Genomic DNA, 25,763 nt, shown 5'->3' on the forward strand with positions numbered 1-25,763 from the left:
AGCTCAATCTGTATCCTCGACAAAGGGTACAGGTTTGCTGGAGTCTACACCGCGGAGCGAGCCCCATCCTCGGTCATCCACTTTCGATTTCGAAGAAGCCTTCCCGCGTCGCGCCGCTGCGGTCTTCTTGGTTGCCGTCTCGACCAGTTCTCGCTGTGCGATGGCGGCGCGGACGATGGCGCGGGTGTCGACTTCACTGCGGCCTTTCGCCAGCAGGGAGCGTCGCGCGGTCACCGCCTCATGCAGGGTGATCGAAGGCAACGTCACGTCGGCATAGCGGGCGTCCACGAAGTTTCCTGAAGGCCGTCGAACGAAGATGCGGGCCATGTCGCGTGGATCGTATTTGACAAGCAGGCGCCGGTCAGAACGCCCGACGTCGGCGCTTAGCGCCGCCGACCAATAGCGCAGGCCGAACAGATGAATGCCGGTCGGCCGCAAGGTGCGCTCCTGCTCGGGCAAGAAGGTCAGCCAGAAGCGCATTCGATCTTGTGGCAGTCGAAGTGGAATCTCACCTTCATGGTCTCGCCAGACAGCAATCGGCGGACGGCCCAGTCCACCGTGGATCGATTGATGATAGGAGCCGACGATGTCGAGTGCGATATACCGTTCGAGCTCACGCAGTGTCAGTGCCGCGTGCCGCTTCGAGTCGTAGTCTCCCAGATCCTGTTCGTTGCTGAATGTGGTGCCCGGGAGCAGGTGCAGCCTTCCCATCTGTGTGCCGATCAGGCGCTCGATGTGACCGCCGAAGCGGGGTTCACCCGGTGGCCGCCACTCAATGGCGATGCCGGCGTCTTGGCATCCGCGCTTGAACGCCCGGCTGCGGAAGTCGGCACCGTTGTCGACATGCACCGTGTCCGGCAGCCCGGCAACGGGCCAAGGGTCCGTGATCTCGCGTTCTCTCAACCATGCCGACTTGTCGAAGACGGAGTGTAACAGGCACAGACTGGTCGACAGCCGGGACGGCGCGTCCATGGTGAGATAGAAACCGGTGACCATCCGGCTGCACACGTCCATCGCCAGGGTCAGCCACGGTCGACCGACCGGCTGCCGGGTCTCCTCGTCAACAACGAAGACGTCGGCTTTCGTATGGTCGATCTGGACCACCTCCAGGGGGCGGGAGGCACCGAACGCCCCGGGAACGGGCGTCGTCGCCTTGACGATCTTCTGTTCACCGCGTCGCTTGGCACGCTTCTGGAGGTCAATCTCGTTAAGGCGAGCCACTATCGTCCGGCGATGCGGTGGCTTGAGCCCCGCCGATGTGCAGTTCGTCTGCACGTCGCGGACCAGCTGCGAAACCGTCGGCCGGGTCCGCTTCAGGTAATATGCGTTGATCGTGGCGCGGATGATCTCTTCTCGCTTATCGTCCAGTACGCGGTGCCCCTGTGGTCGCCCACGTTTACGATCGACCAGCGACAGGATGGTCCCGCCGGCGCGGAACAGCTTTATCAGCCGGTATGCTGTCGCTTGGCTCAGGCCGAGCCTGGCCGCGAGTTCCGCAACATCTGCGGCCGTCGCGCTGGCAGGATTGCGCTTCAGGAAGCTGCGGATCGCATCTGCCCGTCTGCACGCTTCGTCCCAAAGCGCCTCATCAATCTCGTCGGGGAAGGGGTCAGTCATCGCAGGCTCGCGAGAAAAAACATCGCGAGCGTCATTCTCACATAAAGTGACAAAAGCCAATGTGCATTATCAAATTAGCTGCTCATTCTCAAATTAAGTGCGCCGGCAACATGCTGAAATCGTTGAGATCGGATTCGCAGAATTAAATGGAAAACGACATATCCACCGCGTGTGCCTGCCACTCGGTAAGCGGCACTTTTAGCGTCTTGGCGTTCTCCTGGAGATTGTGATCGACGACAGCAAGCGCGACGCAACGCTCGAGATCGGCAAAGCTCAGGCAAGCACGTTTCTCAGACGGATATTCGTCACGGTCGGCCACCGATCGTCCGGTCGATCCCGGGTGCGTAGCAAGCACGGCATTGAGCTTGCCCAGCAGACGCTCGACCACACCACCCTGATGGACGCGGCCGCGGTCACGATATCGGATGCCGATGCCGTATTCCTCGCAGCCGCGCTGAAACGCCCGCCCCTTGAACTCCTTGGCCGAGTCCGTGACGAGTCGGCGTGGTCGGCCGAGCATTGGCCAGTCATGGTCAAGGCCGCGTGCGGCCATCCACTGCTCCTTCGGGCACATTGCGTGCGCAAGACAGAGTGCGACGGAGAGGGAAGACGGCTTTTCCAGGGACAGGCAGAAACCCAGAATGCAGCGCGAGAACACGTCGGTGAGGATGGTCAGGTAGGCGCGGCCGACGAAAATGCCGGCACCGTCGACCACCTCGACGAAGTTGATGTCGGTCGGCGTGTGATCGATCTGACAGACGTCGAGCGGGCGCGGGGCATGGATATAGCCCGGCCGCGGCTTGAGGCGACGAAGGTGCTTCGGGTTGGCTGACCGCCCCTTGGCAATCTCTTCCGGCGTGAACAAAGCCGGGATGCGGCGCGCGGCGGCAATGTAGGACGGCGGTCGAAGGCCGGCCTCCTCGCAACGCGCGCGGATTTCGGCGACGACAGGGGCAAGCGGCGGCGCTTCCAGAACAAGCCACTGCTCGCGCAATGTCGCAGCAATGATTTCCTCGATCTTCGACGGCAACCGCTTCCGGCGTGTGTTGCCCGTTTTCGGCAAGAGCACCGTTACTGTTCGGTCGTCACGATAGCGCGCCAGGAGATTGTAGATCTGACGGGTCGACAACTGCAGCTCAGCCGCTACGCGAGCAATCGCCGATCGGCGCGGCGCGGAACCATCGAGGACCTTGTCGAGTTCGCTCGCTATCCGCCGCGCCTGCGACCAGTGGTCGTCGGTCGCAGTTCGGGACGCGGCCGAAGGCCCCTTTTGCACCAGCTTCTGCAAGGCGGCACCCCATGATTGAAATTCTTAGCGAGAAATCAGTCGCGCAATACCACCCAAAGCCAACGCGGATATGACATTCGCAGGATTGAAATCCGCAAGTAAAAGCCACAACCGCGGCACTGACCCGCCTCGACGAGCGGCTGGCCCGCTCGCCCGTCCGCGACGGCTTTGTCGAACGCCAGAACTTTGCAGATGCCGCCGCCGCGCTGTGGATCGAGGGCGAGCTCGTGCACCTTGAGGATCTCGTCCTGCACGACGCCCATATGGACATCCGCACCCCGACCCATGAGCTCACCCGGGCACATGCGGTGCTGCGCGCCCGCCGCCACATTTTTGCGAACAAGCCGAACTGGGCGCTCGGCCGCGACGGGCTTTTGGCGCTGACTGGCCGCGGCGGCGCAGCTGCGGAGCCGGCGCAAAAAGGCCGCGACGGCGAGGGTGCCTGGCCTTCTGAAGAGGGCGTCGATGAGGGGGGGTCGTCGGCCGAGCAGGACGCGTTGGCGCACGAGTTCGCCGAAATCGACGCCTTGCTCGCCCGATCGACAAAGGTGCTCGCCGGCATCGAGGCCGGTCCAAAAAGGCCGATCGCGAACGACCGGCCGGCGCTGGTCTACGACCTCGACTGGGATGAGGATGCACGGCTGGTTGAATGGCAGGCAGTGCTGCAGGCAACAATCGACCTGCCCGCCGTGCTGCGCGTCGCGTTGCTTATCGACGCCTGGACCGAGATCGAGGTCTTGCAGCACGCGCCATGGCTCGGGCCGCTTTTGGCCGCGGCGCTGCTGCGTCAGACCGGCACGACCGCCAACCATCTCGCCAGTCTCTCTGTCGGCTTGCGCGCTATCCAAAGGGACCGGCGGCGCGCCCGTGAGAAAAGTGTGCGGCTGCTCGCTGTCCTCGAGACCATCCACGCGGCGGCATCGGCCGGGCTGAAAGAACATGACCGGCTGGTGCTGGCGCGGTGCCAGCTGGAGCGGCGCTTGCGGTCGCGGCGGACGAACTCGCAACTGCCGCGGCTGATAGACTTGGTCCTGGCGCGGCCGCTGGTGTCGACGGCCATGGTCCAGAAGGAACTGGAGGTCAGCCGGCAGGGTGCGCAGGATCTTGTAGGTGCGCTCAATCTGCGCGAAATCACCGGCCGAAAGCGGTTCCAGGCCTGGGCCGTTGTCTGATGACCGGGAATGCAGCGCGTTCTCGGCGTCCGTGCGTCGCCGCCGGCCCGTCGGGCCCTCGATCACCTCCAGCCGACCGGCATAGCCGTCGCTTGAGGCGTCCAATTGGACGCCCATTTTGCCGTCTCTATCCATGCAGTCACCTCCGTCCAAATCAGAGGATTCTTCGCATGGTCAGGCCAGGCTGAGCAGGGCCGGAATCGAGGGGGTCGGATGAGCGCTTACAGGCGTTCACACACGAGAAAGAATGGTTCGCTGCCATCGTGCGGGCGGCGACGGCTGCGGAAAGCTGCCTGGAAGCCAATCTTTGAATCTGGCGACATGTAACGCCTGGCACCGGATACTCAGATCAGGCCGCAGGCGGAGTAGCATTCGCCGTCGGCGAAAACCGTTGTCGAGAATTTCGGAGCGGGATTTCTGCGCCGATCTGCAGGGCTTCCTTGATCAGGCCACCCGGACTTTGAAGAACGACGGATATCCGCTCCTTTTTCTCTACCAGCTCGTGGAACCGATCGGTGGCGCCATCGGTGATCTCGCCCTTGATGCTGATAATTTCGAGGTCGCCCGGGAGATCGAGAAGTTCGACTTCGGCGGCTATCGCTGAACTTGAAAAGATTGCCAGCCCCATCATCGCGCAGACGGCTGCCCAACGCATCATAAAATTCAAGAACCCCCGTTGCCCAGCCTATTCTCTACCAAAGCGGTGGCGCTGATCAATGGTCAGTCTTTGGTAAACCCACGTCTGCTACAGGTCTGTACCTTCACGGGGGATGGGCATGACCGGATGATGGACCAATCGTCTAACGCAGGCACATGGCAGGTCACTCGCCTCCTGGTTCTCAAACGCGACAACTACCGCTGCGTGGCCTGCTCGACACCCGTGAAATCCGCCGAGGCTGATGTTCACCATCTCCTGCCGCGGTCAATGGGCGGAAGTGACGAACTCTCGAACCTCATCACCCTCTGCGATGGGTGCCACGCATCTCATCATCCAAATCTTGCAGGCGGACTAGCACGCAGGGTTATCGAAAGATGGGCGGTCAGGCTGGCCAGATGGCTGGATACTGACGGTCAGTATTCGGAAGCGGTCGCGAATTTCGGCCCGGCTCTCCGTCTCTTCGGGTTGGATCGGTTCCGCCAAGGGCAACTGCCGATCGTTCTGGCTGCCCTGTCAGGCAAATCCGTTCTCGTCGTCAGCCCAACCGGATCCGGCAAGACGCTGTGCTTCCAACTTCCTGCGGTTCTCCGTTGCGGTCTCACCATGGTTGTCAGTCCGCTGAAGACCCTGATGGCGGAGCAGGTATCGGACCTACTCGCCAAAAAGATTCCGGCCACCTTCATCAATAGCGATCTGAATGCAGAAGAGAAGCAAACGCGGTTTTCGTTGCTCGGCCAATCCGCGATCAAATTGCTGTATCTCGCACCCGAGCGGTTTTTCGTCCGCAGCGAGGAAGAGCGACAGCGCCTCAAGCAAACGAAGCCAACATTCCTGGTCGTCGACGAAGCCCATTGCGTCGACCAATGGGGTCGCGATTTCCGAACTGAATACGGCCGCCTACGTGAGGTCAGGGAGAAATTGGGATCGCCACCCGTGCTCGCATTTACTGCGACGGCAGGGAGGGAGATGCAGGAACGCATCCTGGCTTCGCTTGGTGTTGACGATGCCGTAGTTTTCGTCCGGGACGTAGACCGCCCCAACATCGCGCTCGCCCGTTGGAGGTGTGCGACCGAACACAGGGCAACGGAAATCGCTACTCTGCTCAGATTGCCTCAGCTCCGCGGCCAGAAGGCGATGATCTTCGTGCCGTCGGTAGCAGTCGGCGAGCACTTGCAGCAGGCACTACGCGATGGCGGGCTTGATGTCCCGTTGTACCATTCGAAGCTGGGAACCTCTTGGGATCGTCAGGAACTCGTGAAAAGATTCCTCGGGCAGAGCAGACCGTCAGTCGACCAGATCATTTGCACGAACGCGTTTGGGATGGGTCTCGATGTCCCGAACGTCCGCCTGGTGATCCACTGGCAGCAGTCGGCCTCTGTCGAGGATCAACTGCAAGAATTCGGCCGCGCGGGCCGGGACGGAAGGCCCTCTGTGGCTGTCATGTTCCACAATGGCTCAAGTGTAAACCGCGACGTCTCGCGTCTTCGATTCATGGCCGAGAAAACAGTCGCATCGACTGATGTCTTGATTGTCGATCGCGAACACAGGCTTGAACAACGCTTCCGCCAGATCGACCAGGTGAACGAGATGATGAGGTCGCAGAGCTGTATGAGAGAGGCGATCTCGACCTACTTCCAAGGCCCGAAATCCAGGGAACGTCCGAGTCTGTCAGTCAGAATTCTCGACTGGGTATTCGGGAGCCGCTCGCCCACAATGGGATTTCGAGCTTGCTGTGATCATTGCGACCGGGCCGAAATCAAGAGGCGTGGCATGAGCGGATACGTTGCCGGGGTTCTCAGCTAGCGATCTATGCGCCCTAGCCGATCTCGATCGTCTACAGATTTGTCAGCCGCCCGGATGATGCCTTTGGCAACCGGACGCTGCCCGATCCAGCTCACGGGTATCTTTGCCAAGGCCACCTTCTCGGGGCCCTTGAAGATGACCTCACCCTTGAGGCTGTCGAAATCGATGTCGAAAAGCAGCAGGTGATCAGTACTCGTGTCCATATGCCGAAAGACCGGTCCGCGTCCGTACCGGTTGCCTTCACCTGAACGGATCGCCCGTCAGCCGCATGGCAAACGATGACATGCCGCCTTGGATGACCGGGAAAGCGGCTGTCCGATTGGCAAGCTGACGGCCGACACGTACCAAATCGTGGTGAAAAAGGGGCTTCTCGAGTGAAGCAACGGGAAAGCTGTACGGCTTCATAATTCTGTTGCCGGGGCTCAGATAGATGTGATTGTGTCGACGAAGGGTCGGGCTTGGGGATGGCGAATGCTTCGGACAGTAGCGATGTATCTGGTTTTGATGCCGGTTCCGCTTTCGCACAATCCGCAGAGACTGCCGCCTTTCTCTTTAGCGGGATCTCCGACACCGGGAGTGAACCCGTCACTGAAATGTTTAGGGCACGCAACCTCGAGCGATTGTCGGAAGAACCACTAACCCTCCAGACGCAGATCGACATGATCAATCGGCAAACCCAAGAGACTGTCTATCCGCCTCTCAGCTCGAGCACGGTCTATTGGCCACAGAAGGACGGCGTACCTTACGAGTATCGGCAGGATCCCGGCTTCGGATGCGGTGCTCGGGAGGGTGGATACATCAAGTGCAACAGCGACAGTATGCACGGTTCGATCCTGCGGGAACCGTCCCGGATTATTGCTGCTGTAAGCTACTTCAACGCCAATTTCTGCAAAACCAAGGCATTCTAGAGGTAAAAGGGCCGATTGTCGGCCTGGAAGATCAGGCATGTACCCGCTGAGCGCCATGAATGGTGCTTGAATTCCCTTCCTCTTTGTCCGAGTGTCGCCGCGGTCGTGGAGGGGCATGATGACAATCAGAACAGTGTTAATAGCGTCGTTTCTCATCGTGTCGACGTTGTACGCGCACGCGCAGGAGATCCCAAGGTATGACCCGGCGGGGTACGGCAAGGACGTTTCCGATGTGAGCGGCGGATCAGCGATGATCTACAACGGATGCATGAAAATGGAACAAGAGGCTTACGACGATCTCAGGCCTGTGTGGTCTGGCGTTCCATCACAGACTCGCAGCTATTGTGACGAAGTCGCCAATGTCAGTGGAAGTTCCTACTCAATCCTGAAGGGCTGCGTCGAAATGGAAGCGAACGCGTCGGCATCAAGACCAGAGTTCAAATTCTAATGGCGCGTCGTTTCCTCGCGTCCGCCTGGCTCTTACTGCTGCCAACCATGGCGACAGCCGCCGAACCCACCGTCGTCAGTTGCCAGTTCGAGAAGATGCCTCCCATGATCCTGACATTCCGCGGTGGCATGGGTGCCGACGACAACTCGCTTCAAGTTGGCCAGACTAAGCCCGTTCCTATGAGTGTAGGATCGAATTTGATGACAGCAGCCTACGGCGCTCAAGAATTCACATTTTCCCTAAGGCTCCCTGCGAACGTAAGCGTCAGCGCTCCCGGTCAGGACACCCAGACGTTCTATGGCGAGTGCATAAGCTCGCTGCAGCAGTGAACGAAAAAGCCTTCCGGTTGCACAAGAGGTGCGAACGGTGAATGGTGTGATCGGTTTGACGGGGCGGATACTGTATTGCTCGAATTATTTTCGCGGATAGCGCGGCGGAACGACAAGCGGACGGAATCGGAAATCCAGGCGGACGTGCGACAGTTTATTCTGTCTGCACCGTTCGAACTAGAGGATGACGATGTCCGCATCGTAAATCTTGAAGCCCAGGTGGGTGACGGCAAGCGGATTGACGTCGAGGTCGGCTCCACCGTCATCGAGGTGAAGCGAGATCTTCGTCGTGAGAAAGCGAAGCGCGAAGCGGAAGAACAGCTGGCGGACTATGTTGCCCGCCGCATGACACAGACGGGGCTTCGATATGTCGGCGTGCTGACCGACGGCACCGAGTGGATTTGCTACAACCTCGTTGATGACCGCCTCCATCTGGTATCCGCGATAACGCTCGTCGCTGGCGAGGTCGAGAGGCTCGTCGTCTGGCTTGAGGGTGTCTTGGCGACTGCCCACGACATCGCGCCGACCGCACAGAACATTGAAATGCGCCTTGGTGCCGGCAGCAGTTCCTATGCGCTCGATCGGGCAACGCTGTCCTCACTCTACGAACGGAACAAGACGAACCCGAGCGTAATCATGAAGCGGACGCTTTGGGCCCGCCTTTTGACATCGGCACTCGGGACCCAGTTCGAAGATACCGATGACCTCTTTATTGAGCACACGCTGCTGGTAAATTCGGCGGAGATCATCGCGCACGCCGTTCTCGGGCTTCATCTCGAATCCATTTCGCCTGCTGCCCTCCTTGCTGGCGATAAATTCGATGAGAGCGGCATCTACGGCGTTGTCGAACCAGATTTCTTCGATTGGGTTGTAGAGGTTGAGGAAGGCGACACATTCGTCAGGACGCTTGCCAAGAGACTGGCGCGGTTCGACTGGAGCGCTGTTGAGCAGGACGTTCTCAAGGTGCTCTACGAAAGCGTCATTGGCGCTGAAACCCGAAAGCGGCTGGGGGAATACTACACCCCCGACTGGCTGGCTCATGTGATCGTTGCCGAGACGGTCACTGATCCATTGGAATCACGAGTGCTAGATGCCGCCTGCGGATCGGGAACATTCCTGTTTCACGCGATCCGAAAATATGTCGCGGCCGCGGAATCTGCTGGCATCGGCATTCGGGAAATGATCGATGGGATTACCAAGCACGTGGTTGGCATGGATTTGCATCCTGTCGCCGTCACGCTTGCCCGCGTCACCTATCTTCTGGCGATCGGGCGCGAAAGGCTCACCGACGAGGATCGCGGCGTAATCCAGATTCCTGTCTACCTTGGTGACTCCCTGCAGTTTCAGGAACAGGGTGTCGATCTTTGGTCGGCAGGAAATCTTGTCATCCGTGCAGACGACGAGCGCGAGTTGTTCGATTCCGAACTCCGCTTTCCCGATGCTCTGCTCGAAGACGCGGCCAGGTTTGACCTTCTTGCGAACGAAATGGCCAACAAGGCGGCAGGCAGGAAAGCGGGTGATCCCATCCCTTCGCTGAACCCTGTGTTCAACCGGTTGGCTATTCCGGAGCAGCACCGCGCGGTTATCAATGGTACCTTCAAAACGATGTGCCGCCTTCACGACGAAGGACGAGACCATATCTGGGGCTACTATGTGCGGAACCTGGCGAGGCCGCTCTGGATGTCGCGTCCAGGCAACCGCGTGGACGTGCTGATCGGGAATCCGCCATGGCTTGCTTACCGACATATGCCAGCAAACATGCAGGCGACTTTTCGTAAGATGAGCGAGGCCCGTGGTCTTTGGGCTGGCGCAGAAATCGCGACCCATCAGGATTTGGCGGGTCTCTTTGTCGTAAGGGCTAGCGAACTCTATCTTCGCAAAGACGGCAAATTCGGTCTCGTGCTGCCAAATGCGGCAATCGACCGGGATCATTATGATGGTTTCCGGCGCGGGCATTATGGCGACGGAGCTGGAGGACTTGCGCTTTCATTCGGCCCTTCATGGGATCTCCGGCGCATACGACCCCACTTTTTCCCGAGGGCGGCGAGTGTGGTATTCGGAACGAGGTCGGAAGTCAGCCGACCGATGCCTGAAGAAGCGGAAATCTGGTCTGGCCGCTTGCGGACACCCAACAGCCACTGGGAAGAAGCCCGCCTTTCTCTCGTGCGGGCTGACGGCAAAGTCCGCCGGGTCGGGCAGATTACGAAATCGCCATATGCTCCGGCGTTTACGCAAGGGGCGACCTTCACGCCGCGAGTTGCTTTTGTTGTCGAGAAACAAGAGGTGTCACCACTTGGACGGGTTCAGGGCACCGTTGCGGTGAAATCGTCGCGAAGCGTTCAAGAAAAGAAGCCGTGGAAGGACTCGCCCGCGATAGAGGGCGTGATTGAGTCGGAATTCGTGCGGCCGTATTTTACGGGCGACAACGTGTTTCCTTACCGGGTTGGCAATCCGCTTCTTTCGGTGATCCCATGCAGTGCGCGAGAACTTCTCGACCAAAGCCAGATCGAAATGCACCCCGGCCTGCATCAATGGTGGTCTCGAGCCGTCGAGTTGTGGGACAGCAATCGCTCAAGCGATCGGATGACACTTGCCGATCGGCTCGACTATCAAACGACCCTTTCCAAGCAGCTTCCGATCCCCCCGCTTCGGGTGGTCTACAACCGTGCTGGTATGCATGTCGCCGCAGCTAAAATCGATAACCGCAGAGCCATTGTCGCCAACGGGCTCTATTGGGCTGCGGTTCATTCCGTCCAGGAAGCAGATTACCTTTGCGCGGTGTTGAACGCGCCTGTAACCACGGAGCTTGCCAGGCCGTTCATGTCGTATGGCAAGGACGAGCGCGATATCCACAAGCACGTCTGGGAAGTGCCTATCCCGCTATACGATGCCAATAATGAAATTCATCGGACGCTATCGAGGTTGGGCAGTGCGGCCGAAAGCATTGTGGCAGGCTTTGCAATCGACCGTGATCTCCATTTCGCGGCCACGCGACGACATATCCGGGAACTCCTGGATTCCACAGACGAAGGCCGCGAGATCAACGAGATCGTGTTCGAGCTGCTGTCGTAATCAAGGGTAATCCGCATGACCAATGCAGTGGAAGATGCTCTCGCTGATTTGCGGGGCGAAGTCGAAGGTGGTGGCGAGCTGGCGGCTGCTACCAAATCGCGGCGGAACACGGACTCAATCCAATTCTTTTGGAACGAAAATTCACGGAACGCTTCGGATCGGCTCCCGCAGTGCTCGAAAAGCTGGAACACGCCAGGGCGTCAGCTCGCCCCGAGATCGACTACGAGATCGACTACGAGAAGGTGAAGTCACTGGTCGAATACCAGTGCAAGAGATTCCGAGTGAAACCTGACAAATTCTTTCCGCTCAAAGGGAAAACCAAAGTCACGATCACCTCGCGGCTCGTGGGCGACCACATGATTCATATCGACGTGGACTTTTACGAATGCGCCGTTATCGAGAGGGTCGGCAACCAAGTGCGCGAGGGCTTGGAAGCATTGTGGGGAAACCGGACGAGCGAATGATCCACCTTCTCGCCTCCAGCAGAGGCCGAGCGCGATATACATTCAATGGCAACAACAATTGACAAGTTGATAATCGTTGCAGACGGCACTAACAAATGGGCGAGATCGGGGGACGAATGAAACCAGGTTCCAAGAATGGGGCAGTGTGGCGCCGTTGGGATTTACATCTCCACCCACCGGGGACCAAGATGTCCAATGGATATGGGAATTCGTCTCCAGAGATCGATGAAAAGTACATTGATGCACTCGAAGCGTCTCCCATCGAAGTTTTCGGAATTACTGACTATTTCAGCTGTGACAGGTCGTTCGAGATAATTGACGCTTTCCACAAGAGGCATCCTGATTCCCCTAAGGCATTTTTCATTAACATCGAATTTCGCCTCTCCGACGCAATTAACGCAGCGAGTGACAGCCCGCATCTTCACGTGATTTTCGACAGCGACGAGCAGTTCTGTCCCCGCAGAAAGATCGAGAAATTTCTGCAGCTGCTGACAACGAAAGGTGTGGATCGTTCCGGCGCCTCCATATCCTGCGCTGAACTTTCAAAGCCTGCGGACTATGAGTCCGCCTCGGTGGCGTTCGAGGATCTTAACAAGAAGCTCAACGAAGCATTCGGTGATAGCCAGCCCTATCTCCTCGCGTTTCCCGCTAAGAACGATGGCATGAAGTCCACCGACATGTCTTCACCTCGGAAAGTGAGGGTAGCGGACAACATTGACCGGATATGCCACGCCTTTCTAGGTTATGGCGCGAGCCGCGACCATTTCTTGCGAAAAGATCGCTATGACGACGGCCAGTCGGAGCCCAAGCCCGTGATCTGGGGCAGCGACGCGCATTCATTTGAAGATTTAGAGCGGCTGCAGGGAAACATCCCCTCCTACCCATACACGTGGATCAAAGCCGACACGACGTTTCGCGGCCTGCAACAGATCTGTTACGAGCCCGAAGCTCGGGTGTTCATCGGAGAAGAACCTCCCGTCGAGACGCGAAAGATCCAACATCCGACGAAGATTCTCAGAGGACTCAAGATAGGGCAGGTGAGAGGCTATGATGGCGCCCAGGGGCAGTGGTTTAAAAACGTAGACCTTCCACTCAATCCCGAACTGACGGCAATCATCGGAAACAAGGGAAGTGGCAAGAGCGCATTGGTCGACATCATCGGTCTGCTCGGCGAAAGCCGCCTTGAGGAATACTTCGCATTCCTGTCAGACTCCCCCGAAAACAAGAAATTTCGGCAGAGACGCTACGCAGAGAACTTCGAGGCCGAGCTTGAATGGCAGAGTGGAAGCCTCACCGCGAAGCGGCTGAGTGACCATGTCGAAAGTACAAAGCCGGAGTTGGTCCGCTACCTGCCGCAGAACTATTTTGAAAAACTCACCAACGAAATCCAGATCGAGAAATTCCGGCGGCAGATCGAAGACGTTGTTTTCTCCCACGTGGACGAGACCGAACAGATGGGTCAAGCCTCCTTCAAGGAGTTGCAGGATCTGAAAACTTTGCGCAGCAAGGACGAGACCAGTGCGCTAAAGACGCGCCTTCGTGCCCAGAACGTGAATCTGGTCGCCTTGGAGGAACAAGCTGATCCGCAGTTTCGCCGGACCCTGAAAGCGCAGCTTGATGCCAAGTATAATGAATTGAACGCTTTAGCCAAGCCGGAGGTGATGGACGCACCGGATGATATTGAAACCCCAGAACAGAAAGTCCTTTCAGCGACCGTCGAACAATACAGCGCCCAGCTTACAGCTCTGCGCTCTCGGGAGCAACCCGCCATCGAGTATCTGGCTGAGCTAAAGAGAAAAAAGCAAGTTCTCGAAGGTGTTAATGAGTCACTTGAAAGTCTTACCAAGCGGGTCGCAGATGCGGTCGAGCAGATCCGATCGGATCTTGGTAAATTCGGGCTTGATGCCGATCAAATCGTTTCGCTGCGCATCCAGAATGCGGCCTTGCTTAGCCTTGCTGCCGACCTGACCAACCAGATCGGCAAGCTCGAAGCTAACAATGAATTAACGTTTGAGCACGGGTTTGACTTCTCGACCCTTGAGAGCCTGCCGGACATCCGGAAGGCCATCGACCATTTGGTCGATGCCGTCAATCTCGCGCGGGACAAGCTTAGCGCGCCGCGGCGCGCATATCAGCAGTATCTGGAGCGCCTCGACGCCTGGAAGAGCCGAAATATCCTGATCACGGGCAATGAAACCGACCCGCAACCGAACACCATTCGATATATCGAGAGCCAGATCACCGCTCTGGACAATGATTTGCCGGCGAAAATCGTCGCGGCTCGGGAGGCGAGGCGTAAGCTTGTCGAAGCGATCTATGCGAGCAAGAACAAGATCCTGAAATTCTATGCCGACCTTAAGAAGAGTGTCGACACCAAGCTATCCGAGGTTGCGATCGAGGGCTTCAGCGTCGAGATCGACGCGTCGTTCGTTCTCAGTAAGGACTTTCAGGATAGCTTTCTGTCCAAGGTCAGCAAAAACAAACGAGGCCCGTTCAATGGCCAAATCAAGGAGCCGGGCCAAACCTTGTCCGACTTCCTCCGCGATGTCAGCTGGAATGATTTCGCCGCGATGTCAGCGGGCCTCGACCGAATTCTCGACGCGATGCAGACGGAGGACTTGAAGTTCACCGACCAGGTGCGCGACCAGAAGGAGTTTTACGACTTCCTATTCAGTCTCGAATACATTGAACCATCGTACAAGTTGCGTCTTAGCGGCAAGGATCTTGAGGAGCTGTCGCCGGGTGAGAAAGGACTCCTTCTGCTTGTCTTCTATTTGCAGCTCGACAAGAACGACATCCCGCTTATCATCGATCAGCCCGAGGACAATCTCGACAATCAAAGCATCTTCTCGGTGCTTTCCAATTGCATTCGAACGGCCAAGAAACGTCGTCAGGTCGTTCTCGTGACGCACAACCCGAACCTAGCTGTTGGTGCGGATGCCGAGCAAATCGTCTATGTGAAACTCGACAAGACCAAGAATTACAAGTTTTCCTACGAGAGTGGCGCAATTGAAAATCCTAATATTAACCGGCGTATTGTCGATGTATTGGAAGGGTCTCAGCCGGCGTTCGTTAAGAGGCGCCTAAAGTCTAATTTCTAGCCGTGCATCGTCAGGCCTGCGTCAGGGTTTAGCCCTGTGAGAACTGCCGGCGAAGCGGAACTAGATCGATGGTGCAAAGGCACATAGCAAGTCCCGCCAGAGCTTTGACAACTGCATCCTGCGACGTGATAGGAGCCTAGCGAAACTACGCCGGCATGAGTGCTAGATGAATGGCAGCCTGAGCTCAGGACAGCCAACACCGCGTGTCGTATAATTTTTTGTCGAGCCGCAGTCGAACACCCTATGTTCAGTGGCCGGAGACCGCCGAATGGCATTTCGATTTATACATACGGCCGATATTCATCTCGACTCGCCGCTGCGTTCGCTCGCGATGCGAAGCCCCGATCTTGCCGAACTCGTCGGAGACGCCAGTCGCCAGGCGTTTGTCTCCATTGTGGATCTGTGCCTTGCGGAGCGCGTCGATGCGCTCGTCATTGCCGGCGATCTTTATGATGGCGATCAGACTTCGATGAAAACAGCACGGTTCCTGGCATCGCAGATGACACGCCTCCACCAGGCCGGCGTCAGGGTTTTCAAGATCCGCGGAAATCACGACGCCCTGTCGCGGATATCGAAACAGCTCGTCTTTCCCGACACGGTAACGATCTTCAGCGGCCGTCCCCAGTCCGTACTTCAAACGGCCGGCGGTCTTGACGTCATGTTCCATGGATTGAGCTTCGCAAGCCCCAAGGCACCTGAAAGTCTGCTGCCCAAGTATACAGCCGCCCGTGAAGGGGCGGTCAATGTGGGTGTCATGCACACGAGTCTTGCCGGATCGCCCGGTCACGACGTCTACGCCCCTTGCAGCGTCGCTGACTTGCACGGCCATGGTTTTGACTACTGGGCGCTCGGGCACATCCACGTCCGCAAGGTTCATCCTGGAGCGAGCACGGTGGTGATGCCAGGAATGCCGCAAGGCAGGGACATAAACGAGGCCGGCGAAAAGTCAGTCACTTTGGTAACGATACGTGACGACCGTTCCGTCGAGGTCGAGGAAAGGCTGACCAGTATCGCGCAATTCGAGCGGGTGAACGTCGACCTGACAGGGACTGTCGAGTGGCCAGAAGTCGTCGGGCGAATCCGATCCGCGCTCGAAGATATCCGGGCTTCCGTCAGATCCCGTCACGTTGTTGTCCGTCTCGGTCTGACCGGTGACTCGCCTTTGTCTTGGGCACTGATCCGCGACAGGGACCTGCTCCTGGCCGAAGCCGAGCAGGTAGCGGAACAGGCCGGCGACACATGGGTGGAAAAGCTCGAGCTGGGCCTCTCTCCGCCCAGGACGGAAGCACTCGAAGGCGTCGCGGATCCGATTTTCGAACTCGCTGAATCCATGCGCGCCGATGCAAGTTCAGAAGCCTTCCGTGCTGAAGCGAGGGAATTCGTCCTGAAAACCATCGCGGACCTTCCGCCCGACGGGCGCGACTTCGCCGGAAAAGACGAGGCCGCGCTGGAATTATTCCTCGACAGGGTTCTTGCCAGCGGCGCTGACCTGGTCACGGCCCGCCTCAAGGCAGGTGGATCGCAATGAGGCTCCGGCGCCTTGATCTCATTCGTTATGGAAAGTTCACCGACAGGACGATCGAGTTCGGACCAAAACCGGATTCCGGGCCCGACTTGCATATTGTATTCGGGCTGAACGAGGCCGGCAAGTCAACCGCGCTTTCCGGCTATCTGGACTTGCTGTTCGGGATTGAAGAACGCAGCCGCTACAATTTCCTGCATGAATATAGCGCGATGCGCATCGGCGGCGTGCTCGAATTCGGGGGAGAGGAGCATACGTTCTCACGCACGAAACAGCGCAACAACTCGTTGTTGAACGCAATGGGCCAGCCGGTGAGCGAACTGGCGATTGCGGCACATCTCGCAGGTCTGTCCCGGGACGCATACGGCACCATGTTCTCGTTGGACGACGAGACACTGGAAGCCGGCGGAAAATCGATACTGGAGTCGCGTGGAGACCTGGGCAAGCTCCTGTTCACGGCCAGCGCCGGTCTTGGACACGCGAGTGACACATTAAGCGCGCTCGAGGCAGAAGCGGACGGGCTTTATCGGAAGCAGGCACACGGAACCGAACTCGCGCTTCTCAAGAAGCGACTTGCGGAACTGAAGTCCCGGAAGGATGCTATCGACACACTGGCTTCGACGTTCGAGACCCTCGAGGCCGAACGTCTTGATGCGGCGGAAAAATACGATCGCAGCATCACCGAACGGTCGGTGCTGTCGGCTAGGCTCGATACCATTGCCAAGTATCTCCGCGCAGTCCCGATCCTCGCGGATATCCGACGTAAGGTAGCCCGGCTGGCTGAGTTGCCTGACATCGCTTCACCGCCACGGACCTGGACAGGTAGTGTCGCCGAAATGATCGATGAGGACGCCAGCCTGAGAACTCGGCTGTCAGCAAACGTCGACGAAGTCGAGCGAGTGACGATGAAAATCGCGTCGGTCGAGGTGGACGAGGTGATCCTTGCAATCTCCGAGCGGGTTCGCGGACTGGCGGATCGCAAGGTGCGCTATATCTCGGCAGGCTTGGACCTGCCCAGTCGCAGGACGGAGCTGCAAATACTCGATAACGCCATGGCAACTTGCCTTGCCGCACTGGGAAGGTCCTCCGAGCCAGAGCCTGCCGCCCTGATTTTGCCTGCTGCCATTGCTGGTGCTGTTCGCAATATGGTCGAGCAGCGATCCGGAATTGCTACCAGCGTGCGCGTCGCCCGAGACGAAGCCGCGGCAGCCCTTGATGCGCTTCAGACGGCACGCGAACGGGTCGGTGAAGAAAGGGCCGTGCCCGAGCCTGCCAGGGCAAGGCTTACCTCGGCTTTGTCGAAAGCGAGGGGGAGTGGGCACCTAAAGGAGATCAAGATGGCACGGGAGGCAGAGGACGAGAGCGGAATTCGATGGGAAACAGCGGTCCATCGCATGCATCCCTGGTCCGGAGATGCTCAGGCGCTGGCCAAGATCTCAGTTCCGACGGCCCGGCAGATTGGTGCATGGAAAACTCGCTCAGCAGAGCTTGGGACGAGCAGGGCAGTCCTTTCAGAACGTCTTGCCGAATACCAGGGCAATCACGAGTTGCTCTCGGCGCGGCTGGACGCCCTTCGTGGCTCGGTTGACATAACGGACGATGAAGCCGCCGCAGCCATCCGGCGTGCCCGGGACGAGGCTTGGACAAGGCATCGAGATGACCTTAAGGGCGAAACAGCGGACGATTTCGCGGTAGCGTTGGCTCGTGACGACAGTGTTGGAGCAGTTCGTCTGGCCAACGTGCGGGAGCTCGCCGAGATCCGAACCACGACCCGCAGCCTTGCCGAAACCGCGGCCTTCATCTCGCGTGCGAGCGCCCAACTTTCCCAGGTCGATTTGGACGTGGAAGCAGCACTGTCGGAAATCCGCGTATCGGCAAGAGATCTGCTCGGAGATAGCCTGGAATCTTCGCCTGAACGACTGATCGAACTGATCGAGGATCGTACTTCTGCCCGGACCGATGCGCTCGCGGCGTGGGAGGGGATCGAGGTCGCACGTAAGAAGGCTGGTCGGGCGGCCGACGAGGGAGACCAGATACGCCTGGAGTTGAGCGGGGCGCTGGAGAGCGTCGGAATACAGTCTGACTCCGAAGAGAGTTTGGAGACGATCATGGCCGTCACAGAGCTGTTCCTCGACAGGCAGCTCAAAGTGGACGCTGAACGTGCCGAGGCGCTCCGAACAGTCAGCGCGAAGGAGGAGGATCTGGCTGCCAGACGACGGGCCGTGGACGTGGCAGAAAGGCGTGAGGAAGAATGGCTGGCCGGCGTTGCGGAGGCGCTTAAGGGTACCTGGCTCGAGAGCGGGCTTTCGGCGCCCGGAGTGGGGAGCGTACTCGATCAATTGGCTGAACTGTCCAAAACCCTTCAGGATCGGGATGCCATGCAGCTCCGCATCGGGAAGATGGAGGCAGACAGAGATAATTTCATTGTCGAGATTACCGCAGCTGCAGCCGAAGCGGGTGAACCGCCGAACGACGACGAACCGGAACAGTTGGCGATCCGGCTTGCTGAGCGCCTGGAGCGCGCCGATCGCACTCGCGAGGCGAAGGCAAACCTCGTCAATGACCTGCAGCGCCTTCAAGATGCTCGTGGCACACTCGATGTCGAGATCGCGGCGCATGAACGCCGCAAGAACGAGGTCTTGGGCGTCTTTGGCGTAACCACCCTATCCGAAGTCGTGGAACGCGACGAGCTGCTGCGGGACAGAGATCGTCTGCGCGCTGCTGTAGCCGACCTTGAGGAGCAGTTGTCGACCGAGCTCGCTGTGGAGGGGATCGAACAGGCGTGTTCAATATTGAATGCTCTCGATTTCGATAGCCTTGCAATCGAAAAGGCTGAAGGCGAGCAGCGGCTTCGGGATCTTGATGAAGCGATACAACAACAGCTTATCCGGCAGACGCGAGCGGCGGACAAACTGGACGCCATTGGCGGCGATAGTGCTGTTGCCCGAATAGATGCCGAACGTCGCACCGTCCTTCTGGAAATCGAAGAAAAGGCCGTCCATTATATCGAGCTGAAACTGGGAGTTATGTCGGCTGGAAACGCTCTGCGCGTATACCGCGAGCGTCATCGCTCCGGGATGATGGCGCGGGCATCTGACGCTTTCGCGCTCATCACGCGCGGTCAGTACTCGGGCCTGGCAACCCAACCGGTGAAGGGCGGCGAAGTCCTCATCGCATTGCAGCGCGACGGGCAGTCCAAGGTCGCCGACGCGTTGTCAAAGGGCGCGCGTTTTCAGCTCTACCTGGCCCTGAGGCTTGCCGGGTATTACGAATTTGCCCAGTTTCGACCCTCAGTGCCATTCATTGCCGATGACATAATGGAGACTTTCGACCATTTCCGGTCCGAGGAGGTTTTCAGACTGTTTGGCGAGATGGCAAGTGCGGGTCAGGTGATCTACCTTACGCATCACCAGCACCTATGCGAGATCGCCAAGGCTGTCGTGCCGGGCGTAACGATCCACGAGCTCGGATAGTTGCCTGCTGTCGCGTAGCATGAGTTGATGCACCTGCTACCCAAAGACGACTTCCGTAGGCCGAACCTTGGATGGCCGCTTTGCGCCCCATCTCCGCCTTTCGGACGACGACACGCTTCTCCCGAAACCGGTCATTCCTCCGAGGTCTCGGCGGCGAGCGACCCTAGCGACTGCGCCGGGACAAAGCCGTCATCCACGCGGGTCACACCGAACGACAATTTTCTGCAGGACCAGGCATTGTTGATTGGGATTGGACCCCGCCGCGAATCCCGGATGCTGACCGCTCGCTGACAATCGACATTGAATTGTAGGAGAGTGGACATTCGGACCGGTATAAATGCCTCCGTGTACTTGATCTCTCTACCGCATTGAGCAGAGGTAGGCACCGCAGCTGCTATCATGGCGTGACACAACAACAGCTCCGGGGGAAAAACGATGGATGAACAAGAGGCGAAGAGCGCTTATGATGAAATATCGGATGTGCTCCGAAAGGTCGGGTTGAATTGGGTAGTAGAGCAAGTTGAGGAGAGCATCTATCTCGGGAAGACGGTCATCACTAAAGCTGATGCCAGCGAGTTCATCGATGACCAAGTCGCGGGTCAGCGGCGCGGCAGACGGCAAATGCAGGAGTTCGTTACGACTCAGCTCTTTTCCAACATTGAGCGCCTAAATCTTCTTCTCGATGCCATCGATCGCATATTGGCTCTCCCGCAGTTCGCAACCGATGCGCTGAAGATCTTGGAAGTAAAGAGCGTGACGTTCGTTTCTGAACGAGAAGGCGATGATGGCCACAGCTTGCGCAGCGATTCAGGCAAACAGCAGGAGGCAGCCCGCCGCCGCTTCCGGGAACTGCGCCAGCAAGCTGGAGTTACCGCCGCATGATGACCGCATCGACTCTCGTCGGACAGATCTCCGCGATTCTCGGTCCGGCACATGGCATGAATTACTCCGCGGCGTCGGACGCCAACGACGTGTTCGAAGGCTATACGCTCGCGATCGTCGTGAGGGCGGCCCGCGCCGCTGGGGCCACCATCGCTTTCGAGGCGAACGATGGAAATGCCACCACCAACTTGATTTTCCGAACCTCGCCGGGCGACATCTTCAGCCCGAAGAAGAAATACACCCACGCCGTTATAGGCTTACCAGGCTGCCCGCCGCTTGAGGCGCATATCGGCGTGAAAGTGTCGGGGCGCTCGGGTGTCCTCCACGAATGCGATCTCGCCGTGATCGATCAACACGAAGCGCGCGTCTGTCGCAAAGAAAAGGTGCATCCTCGTGCTAGCAAGGTCCTGAACGCAGCCGAATGTAAATTTTACGCGAGCACCCTGAAGTTGGGTTTGGCGCGAGGATATCTCGGACTCGCCGAAGAACTCGGTAAGCAAGATCGGTTGCTGGTGACCAACACGACCTCCGATTCCGCAGCAAGGATGATTGCCTACCATAAAGCCGGTTGGGAGTTCGACCTGTCGTCACCGACTTCGGCCCAGGCAGTAGATCTCGAAGCGAAATTCAAAGAGGCCTTTCGCAACTATGTTGCGAAGCGCAAATCGTGAGCGCTGGTTCGATCCTAGTCAGCGGGAGCATTCCGCTGACGGAATCTAGCATTCGTTCGTCTCCGCATCGCAGAGGTGTCCGTTATGCGCTCGAGTACTAAATTGCTCTCGCCGCCCGGCGTCTTTAGAGAATGCGCTTGGCGAACGGAATGGGACTCATGACGGAGAACTTCAATTACATCTCTTTTGGCAACTGGGAATATGTCGAGGGGAACGTCGATGTCGTCACCATCGGGCGAGGGCGCATGTTCGAATACACGCCGCCTGACACCGAGAAGCGGCTTGAAAGCCTCGATTCCACTGCGATCGCCTTTCTCGAAAAGTTGCCGACTTTTCTGTGCAGTGAGATCAAGTCGGCCGGAGACGCCGTCTCCATGCTCATCAAGTACGGTCGGATCTCCGACACCACGCCAGGGCGAAGAGAGGTCTCCACCACTTTCGAGACATTGGTCGATTTCGGCGAGGTGGGTTTCGACGACATTGAGATGGCCGGGTCGGTGTTCGGCGCGGACCGGTTCCAGCTCTACCGCACGCATTGGGCAGTCCGTGAAGGCGATGCCCAAGAGGTGCTGGCCAGATTGGCCGATCTCAAACCCAATCTTGCCCATCTTATCGGGGAGCAAGGGGCGCTCGCCGCGGATGGAGCAGGGATCCAGCCACCGCCACGCGACAAGAAAATCCTCGGCGTCGCCGACAGCGTAGAGTCCTTCCTTCAATTGCTCTACGGCTCGCCGGCGAAGGAGGCGACCGAGACTTTCTTCCGAGGCCACGGCGACGCCCATTATGAATTGACGCCGTCCCTGCTGCGCAAATGGGACAATGGCGACTGGCAGTTCATGCCGAGCGAGGATCGACTTTGCAAGGAACTGCTGATCGCCCATCATGACGAATTCCAAGGTGATCAATATTGCTTCGACCGTCTCGTGCGGATGCAGCACTATGGACTGCCGACCCGGTTGCTCGATATCTCGGGCAATCCGCTGGTGGCACTGTTCTTCGCCTGCTCCTGCAGGCCGGATCAACTCGGGATCGACGGCGAGGTCATCGTCTTTCAGATCTCGGCGGACGGCGTGAAGTACTACGACTCCGACACCGTCAGTTGTCTTTCCAACCTCTCCAACCTGACCTACACGCAGAAGAACGAAATCGATCTAAGTCTCGACCAGGACGCGTTCAATAAAACGGACGTCGCCGGGAAGCTGCTTCACCACATCAAGTCGGAGAAGGGCTTTTTCGAAGGGCGGATCGTCCCTGACGATCTTGGATCGATCATCTGCGTGAAGGCGAAGCGCACCAACACGCGCATCAAATCGCAGTCTGGCGCCTTCCTGCTGTTCGGGCACGAGGCGGCGCTGCCCGATGCAGGCCAAGATGGGATCGAGATCAGCAGGGTCACGATCCGTAACAAGGCGCACATCCTCGCTCAGCTCAACCGGATCAACATCAACGCCACAACCGTCTATCCGAGCATCGACCAGACCGCAGTTCATCTGCGGGATCAGCACCAGTCGCCGCAGCCTGTTAGAACGCCCTCGAGCGCTGCGCCAGACGGCTCTGCCGAGGTTTGATGGGACGGCTTCGGCTACATCCAAGACCTCCTCGATGAACTCGAGCTTAAGTGTCGTGTAGGCGCGCTCAACTATCGACAGCCTTTCCGCGATGGCGCCGAAATTGCAAGGACCGCTTCCGGCCGCTTGCAAGGCGCCGCATGTCGGCCGTGGCGAGCAACTTTGCCGCCTCTTGAAAGCCGCCATCCTAAGCGACCACGCTGGAGGTAGTGTTTGGTCAGACGCGGCCCCTGCTCTTCCGACCGACACACGACCGCATCGAGTCTAGTTCTTCAGAGCGTCAGTGGCGAAGTTTGCACCAATAGCCACGACGAACGCGATGACGCCAGCAACGAAGATCGTCCCAGCTATCGCCTTCCGCGCTCCGAAACTTTTGGCGCCATGCCCGAAGTTAAAGACCATGGCTGGGAACAGGAAAAAGTAGGTTGGGATAGTGAGTAGCAGTAGACCGATCCCGGTATAGAGGGTCCGCGTCGACACCAAACCCACAGCCCTCTCGCCAGCCCACAACCCGCCCAATATCACCGCTGCTAAGACGATGCAGAAGAAGAGCCCGATCGTCGAAGCGGACGGTGGACTGTACTCGTGGACGCTAAGCTTGCTGTACGGGGCCTTGGCGGCCAGGAGATCATTATTAATCGTGTCTGCCAAACCAATCGCTTGGTCACGCTCTCCACGGATTCGGTAACTTCCTGCGCATTGTGGTAGTTATATCGAACTTGGGCTTACATTGCAGAATATTTGCCGTCTTGGAGGCTGTCACGCGCTATCGAAGATATTCAAGAACTATTCACAACGCGTCGGCTATGTCAGATAAGGCGCTAAGTCCGACCAGGAAGACGTTCGGCACGCAAGGACCGCGATCCCGTCGTTCGGAACGTTGCGGGTGAAGGTCGGCTAGCGGGAGGGACCATGATCACGATCGGCATTAGGGCCGCCCCAAGGATTGTCACGTTTGCCGTCTATGACAGTGACACGGAGACGGTGCTCAACGTCGAGGAAATTAAGATTCCCGCCGCCTTCTCGAGGCCGGACGGTCTGAAGTACGCCCGAAGCAACCTCCTCGACGTCCCGCGGAAGTACCGCGTCGAGCGTGCCGGGGTCCGGATCACGGAGCCGAATGCTGACCCCAACGTCGACCGCGTCCAATTGGAAGGCGTCATCCAGGAGGCGTTCGCGAGCAGCGATCTAGCCGGCTATTACGTCGGCCAGATCGCCTCGATCTCGGCCCGAATCGGGATCGCTAAGACTGAGTTCAAGCCGTACGTCGAAGGCGACGAGAACTACCCAGTCGAGAACTGGGACAGCATGTCCAAGGAGAAGCGCGAGGCTGTCCTAACCGCTTTGGGAGCGGTAGATGCTAAGGCCGTACAACCGTGCGCAGGTTACGTTCGACCTCCTGCGGGAAATCGGCCAAGACGGCCGAAATTCCCGCACGTACGTGGCGCGCGACCATCAACTCGACGCCGAGATCGTGATCAAGGAGGTCCAGAAGACGAGCCTCGCCTCCGCTCCCAGCTTCTTCGAGGAATCAAAGGCCCTCTATGCCAGCGCGCATCCGAACGTCGTCCAGATTCACTACGCCTGCGAGGATGCGAACGCGATCTATCTCGGGATGCCGTACTACCGCCGTGGCTCTGTCAACGGGCTCATGGCCGCACAGAGGTTGACGGTCCGGGAGATCGTCACGCTGGGCTGCAACGTCCTCAGCGGGCTTCACAACATCCACTCGAAAGGGCTCATTCATTTCGACGTGAAGCCGGACAACGTACTTCTTTCGGAGCGCGGCGAGGGCCTCCTGTCTGATTTCGGCTTGGCGAAACAGATGAACTTCGCCGGTGTTGCCCTCCAGGATCGGCTCTACAACAAAATGATCTCGCCCGAGGCGACGCGCGGCGGCGACCGCTTCGACCACGTTCGACATCTACCAGTTCGGCCTGACACTTTACCGAATGTGCAACGGCGACGAGGCATTCAACACGCAGTATGCGGCCTACGGCACCGGCGCGGCCTTCGAGCGATACACTTTCCGCAACGACGTCAGGAACGGCCGCTTCCCGGATCGGAGGGCCTTCCCCCCGCACGTCCCGTCGCGCCTTCGCACCGTAATCAGGAAGTGCATCGAAACGGACCCGGCGGATCGATACCAATCAGCCGTGGACATCTCGAACCACTTGGCGGACATCTCTGGCAAGATGTTGGACTGGCGCCTTGTGGAATTACCTGATAGGAGGGTATGGCCGAAGAACGAAAACGGAACATTATGAGTTCACAGTGCCGAGAACGGGGCGGACCGAGTGCTATAAGACTGTCAATGCGAGTCAGAGACGGAGGCACACCGCAGGGTGCAGAGCGGCCATGACAGACCGCGACATCAAGACCTTTCTGGGCGAGTATTGATGAAGTGGTTTAGGAACGATCCCTACAAGTACGTAAAGCGGTCGGATATCGGCCCCAAGCGGAAGGACCGACAGACGGACCAACGTACTACGGAGGAAGTCCACCGCGAAAAAGACTATCTGATTGCGCCGATCGACGATGCCGGCTACATCGATTTCAGCGTACCAGCACGGCGGCGCCTAGAACTTGGCGGTTGATTGAGGTCCGTGACGTGCCGGAAGCGGTCAAGCGAGCGACGTCCGCTCATCGGCCCGATCGCTCGAAAGCAGTCGTTCCACTTTCGTGAAGATCCTATGGGGATGGAAGGCGACCAGCGCTCTGCCAGAGTGAAGTCGCCAAACATCACCTGGAGGTCAGCATGCAAGCCAACACCACCAAAGCCCCGGC

The 25,763-nt window shown here is 58.4% G+C and carries 19 protein-coding genes and 1 pseudogene; 14 read left to right on the forward strand and 6 right to left on the reverse strand.

The window, feature by feature from the left end; all coding sequences use genetic code 11:
* Positions 1 to 3 precede the first annotated feature (3 nt).
* From NKI79_RS18910 to NKI79_RS18920, 3 genes and pseudogenes are all read right to left on the reverse strand, one after another.
* Entirely contained in the window at positions 4 to 1,617 is a 1,614-nt protein-coding gene (locus tag NKI79_RS18910; protein WP_352620101.1) for a TnsB C-terminal domain-containing protein, read from the reverse strand.
* Positions 1,618 to 1,774: 157 nt separating this feature from the next.
* Positions 1,775 to 2,896, reverse strand: a pseudogene (locus NKI79_RS18915) (TnsB C-terminal domain-containing protein); the annotation flags it as partial.
* 44 nt (positions 2,897 to 2,940) lie between these two features.
* The gene (locus NKI79_RS18920; protein ID WP_031195293.1) at positions 2,941 to 3,138 is read right to left on the reverse strand and encodes a hypothetical protein; all 198 of its coding nucleotides are present in this window, start codon (positions 3,136 to 3,138) and stop codon (positions 2,941 to 2,943) included.
* Between NKI79_RS18920 and NKI79_RS18925 the strand changes: the two genes are divergently transcribed.
* A complete protein-coding gene (locus tag NKI79_RS18925; protein WP_280940438.1) occupies positions 3,046 to 4,077 on the forward strand; it encodes an RHE_PE00001 family protein in 1,032 nt (343 codons plus the stop codon). The two genes, NKI79_RS18920 and NKI79_RS18925, sit on opposite strands and share 93 nt — an antisense overlap.
* Before the next feature lie 349 nt (positions 4,078 to 4,426).
* Here the strand turns inward: NKI79_RS18925 and NKI79_RS18930 are convergent, their stop codons facing one another.
* Positions 4,427 to 4,735 carry a hypothetical protein gene (locus NKI79_RS18930; protein ID WP_352803367.1) on the reverse strand — a complete coding sequence of 103 codons (309 nt, stop codon included), beginning with the start codon at positions 4,733 to 4,735 and terminating at the stop codon, positions 4,427 to 4,429.
* An 18-nt stretch (positions 4,736 to 4,753) separates the two neighbouring features.
* On the opposite strand from NKI79_RS18930, the gene NKI79_RS18935 reads away from it, so the two are divergent.
* A complete protein-coding gene (locus tag NKI79_RS18935; protein WP_352620100.1) occupies positions 4,754 to 6,538 on the forward strand; it encodes a RecQ family ATP-dependent DNA helicase in 1,785 nt (594 codons plus the stop codon).
* Here NKI79_RS18935 and NKI79_RS18940 read toward each other — a convergent pair.
* Positions 6,535 to 6,741: a hypothetical protein gene (locus NKI79_RS18940; RefSeq protein ID WP_023722835.1), complete on the reverse strand. Its 207-nt coding sequence runs from the start codon at positions 6,739 to 6,741 to the stop codon at positions 6,535 to 6,537. The two genes, NKI79_RS18935 and NKI79_RS18940, sit on opposite strands and share 4 nt — an antisense overlap.
* Positions 6,742 to 7,002: 261 nt before the next feature.
* Here NKI79_RS18940 and NKI79_RS18945 point away from each other — a divergent pair, with 261 nt between their 5' ends.
* The 10 genes from NKI79_RS18945 to NKI79_RS18990 all read left to right on the forward strand — a co-directional run bounded on the left by NKI79_RS18945 (position 7,003) and on the right by NKI79_RS18990 (position 22,976).
* The gene (locus NKI79_RS18945; protein WP_352620099.1) at positions 7,003 to 7,446 is read left to right on the forward strand and encodes a hypothetical protein; all 444 of its coding nucleotides are present in this window, start codon (positions 7,003 to 7,005) and stop codon (positions 7,444 to 7,446) included.
* Between the two features lie 118 nt (positions 7,447 to 7,564).
* Complete coding sequence (locus NKI79_RS18950; RefSeq protein ID WP_051409787.1) at positions 7,565 to 7,894, forward strand: hypothetical protein; 330 nt, start codon at positions 7,565 to 7,567, stop codon at positions 7,892 to 7,894.
* Positions 7,895 to 8,298: 404 nt separating this feature from the next.
* Positions 8,299 to 11,295, forward strand: coding sequence for an N-6 DNA methylase (locus NKI79_RS18955; RefSeq protein WP_352803371.1), 2,997 nt, complete (start codon positions 8,299 to 8,301; stop codon positions 11,293 to 11,295).
* 170 nt (positions 11,296 to 11,465) lie between these two features.
* Positions 11,466 to 11,759, forward strand: coding sequence for a hypothetical protein (locus NKI79_RS18960; protein ID WP_352803374.1), 294 nt, complete (start codon positions 11,466 to 11,468; stop codon positions 11,757 to 11,759).
* A 116-nt stretch (positions 11,760 to 11,875) separates the two neighbouring features.
* Positions 11,876 to 14,860 carry a TrlF family AAA-like ATPase gene (locus tag NKI79_RS18965; RefSeq protein WP_352803401.1) on the forward strand — a complete coding sequence of 995 codons (2,985 nt, stop codon included), beginning with the start codon at positions 11,876 to 11,878 and terminating at the stop codon, positions 14,858 to 14,860.
* A gap of 268 nt (positions 14,861 to 15,128) precedes the next feature.
* Positions 15,129 to 16,388: a metallophosphoesterase family protein gene (locus NKI79_RS18970; protein ID WP_352803377.1), complete on the forward strand. Its 1,260-nt coding sequence runs from the start codon at positions 15,129 to 15,131 to the stop codon at positions 16,386 to 16,388.
* Complete coding sequence (locus NKI79_RS18975; protein ID WP_352620096.1) at positions 16,385 to 19,855, forward strand: ATP-binding protein; 3,471 nt, start codon at positions 16,385 to 16,387, stop codon at positions 19,853 to 19,855. Before NKI79_RS18970 ends, NKI79_RS18975 begins: the two co-directional genes overlap by 4 nt.
* Positions 19,856 to 20,290: 435 nt before the next feature.
* Positions 20,291 to 20,737 carry a hypothetical protein gene (locus NKI79_RS18980; protein ID WP_023722846.1) on the forward strand — a complete coding sequence of 149 codons (447 nt, stop codon included), beginning with the start codon at positions 20,291 to 20,293 and terminating at the stop codon, positions 20,735 to 20,737.
* On the forward strand, positions 20,734 to 21,408 hold the full coding sequence (locus NKI79_RS18985; protein WP_352620095.1) for a hypothetical protein: 675 nt from the start codon (positions 20,734 to 20,736) through the stop codon (positions 21,406 to 21,408). The genes NKI79_RS18980 and NKI79_RS18985 overlap by 4 nt, the downstream gene beginning before the upstream one ends.
* Positions 21,409 to 21,566: 158 nt before the next feature.
* Positions 21,567 to 22,976, forward strand: a complete 1,410-nt coding sequence (locus NKI79_RS18990) for an FRG domain-containing protein (RefSeq protein WP_352620094.1) — start codon at positions 21,567 to 21,569, stop codon at positions 22,974 to 22,976.
* 264 nt (positions 22,977 to 23,240) lie between these two features.
* Here the strand turns inward: NKI79_RS18990 and NKI79_RS18995 are convergent, their stop codons facing one another.
* On the reverse strand, positions 23,241 to 23,627 hold the full coding sequence (locus NKI79_RS18995; protein WP_352803381.1) for a hypothetical protein: 387 nt from the start codon (positions 23,625 to 23,627) through the stop codon (positions 23,241 to 23,243).
* A gap of 706 nt (positions 23,628 to 24,333) precedes the next feature.
* Here NKI79_RS18995 and NKI79_RS19000 point away from each other — a divergent pair.
* Together NKI79_RS19000 and NKI79_RS19005 are read left to right on the forward strand one after the other, a co-directional pair.
* Positions 24,334 to 25,203, forward strand: a complete 870-nt coding sequence (locus NKI79_RS19000) for a protein kinase domain-containing protein (RefSeq protein ID WP_352803384.1) — start codon at positions 24,334 to 24,336, stop codon at positions 25,201 to 25,203.
* 172 nt (positions 25,204 to 25,375) lie between these two features.
* Positions 25,376 to 25,573: a hypothetical protein gene (locus NKI79_RS19005; protein WP_352620091.1), complete on the forward strand. Its 198-nt coding sequence runs from the start codon at positions 25,376 to 25,378 to the stop codon at positions 25,571 to 25,573.
* The last annotated feature ends 190 nt before the right edge of the window (positions 25,574 to 25,763 follow it).

Origin of the sequence: Mesorhizobium sp. M0340 (genome assembly GCF_040321535.1) — a bacterium.
Taxonomy (GTDB): Bacteria; Pseudomonadota; Alphaproteobacteria; order Rhizobiales; family Rhizobiaceae; genus Mesorhizobium.

Excerpts from the sequence above, each read along its gene's own strand:
- NKI79_RS18985 (WP_352620095.1), top strand. The coding sequence starts at position 20,734 with ATGATGACCGCATCGACTCTCGTCGGACAGATCTCCGCGATTCTCGGT.
- NKI79_RS19005 (WP_352620091.1), top strand. The coding sequence starts at position 25,376 with ATGAAGTGGTTTAGGAACGATCCCTACAAGTACGTAAAGCGGTCGGAT.
- NKI79_RS18945 (WP_352620099.1), top strand. The coding sequence starts at position 7,003 with ATGGCGAATGCTTCGGACAGTAGCGATGTATCTGGTTTTGATGCCGGT.
- NKI79_RS18950 (WP_051409787.1), top strand. The coding sequence starts at position 7,565 with ATGACAATCAGAACAGTGTTAATAGCGTCGTTTCTCATCGTGTCGACG.
- NKI79_RS18965 (WP_352803401.1), top strand. The coding sequence starts at position 11,876 with ATGAAACCAGGTTCCAAGAATGGGGCAGTGTGGCGCCGTTGGGATTTA.
- NKI79_RS18940 (WP_023722835.1), bottom strand. The coding sequence starts at position 6,741 with ATGGACACGAGTACTGATCACCTGCTGCTTTTCGACATCGATTTCGAC.
- NKI79_RS18910 (WP_352620101.1), bottom strand. The coding sequence starts at position 1,617 with ATGACTGACCCCTTCCCCGACGAGATTGATGAGGCGCTTTGGGACGAA.
- NKI79_RS18990 (WP_352620094.1), top strand. The coding sequence starts at position 21,567 with ATGACGGAGAACTTCAATTACATCTCTTTTGGCAACTGGGAATATGTC.
- NKI79_RS19000 (WP_352803384.1), top strand. The coding sequence starts at position 24,334 with ATGCTAAGGCCGTACAACCGTGCGCAGGTTACGTTCGACCTCCTGCGG.
- NKI79_RS18930 (WP_352803367.1), bottom strand. The coding sequence starts at position 4,735 with ATGATGCGTTGGGCAGCCGTCTGCGCGATGATGGGGCTGGCAATCTTT.
- NKI79_RS18970 (WP_352803377.1), top strand. The coding sequence starts at position 15,129 with ATGGCATTTCGATTTATACATACGGCCGATATTCATCTCGACTCGCCG.
- NKI79_RS18980 (WP_023722846.1), top strand. The coding sequence starts at position 20,291 with ATGGATGAACAAGAGGCGAAGAGCGCTTATGATGAAATATCGGATGTG.
- NKI79_RS18975 (WP_352620096.1), top strand. The coding sequence starts at position 16,385 with ATGAGGCTCCGGCGCCTTGATCTCATTCGTTATGGAAAGTTCACCGAC.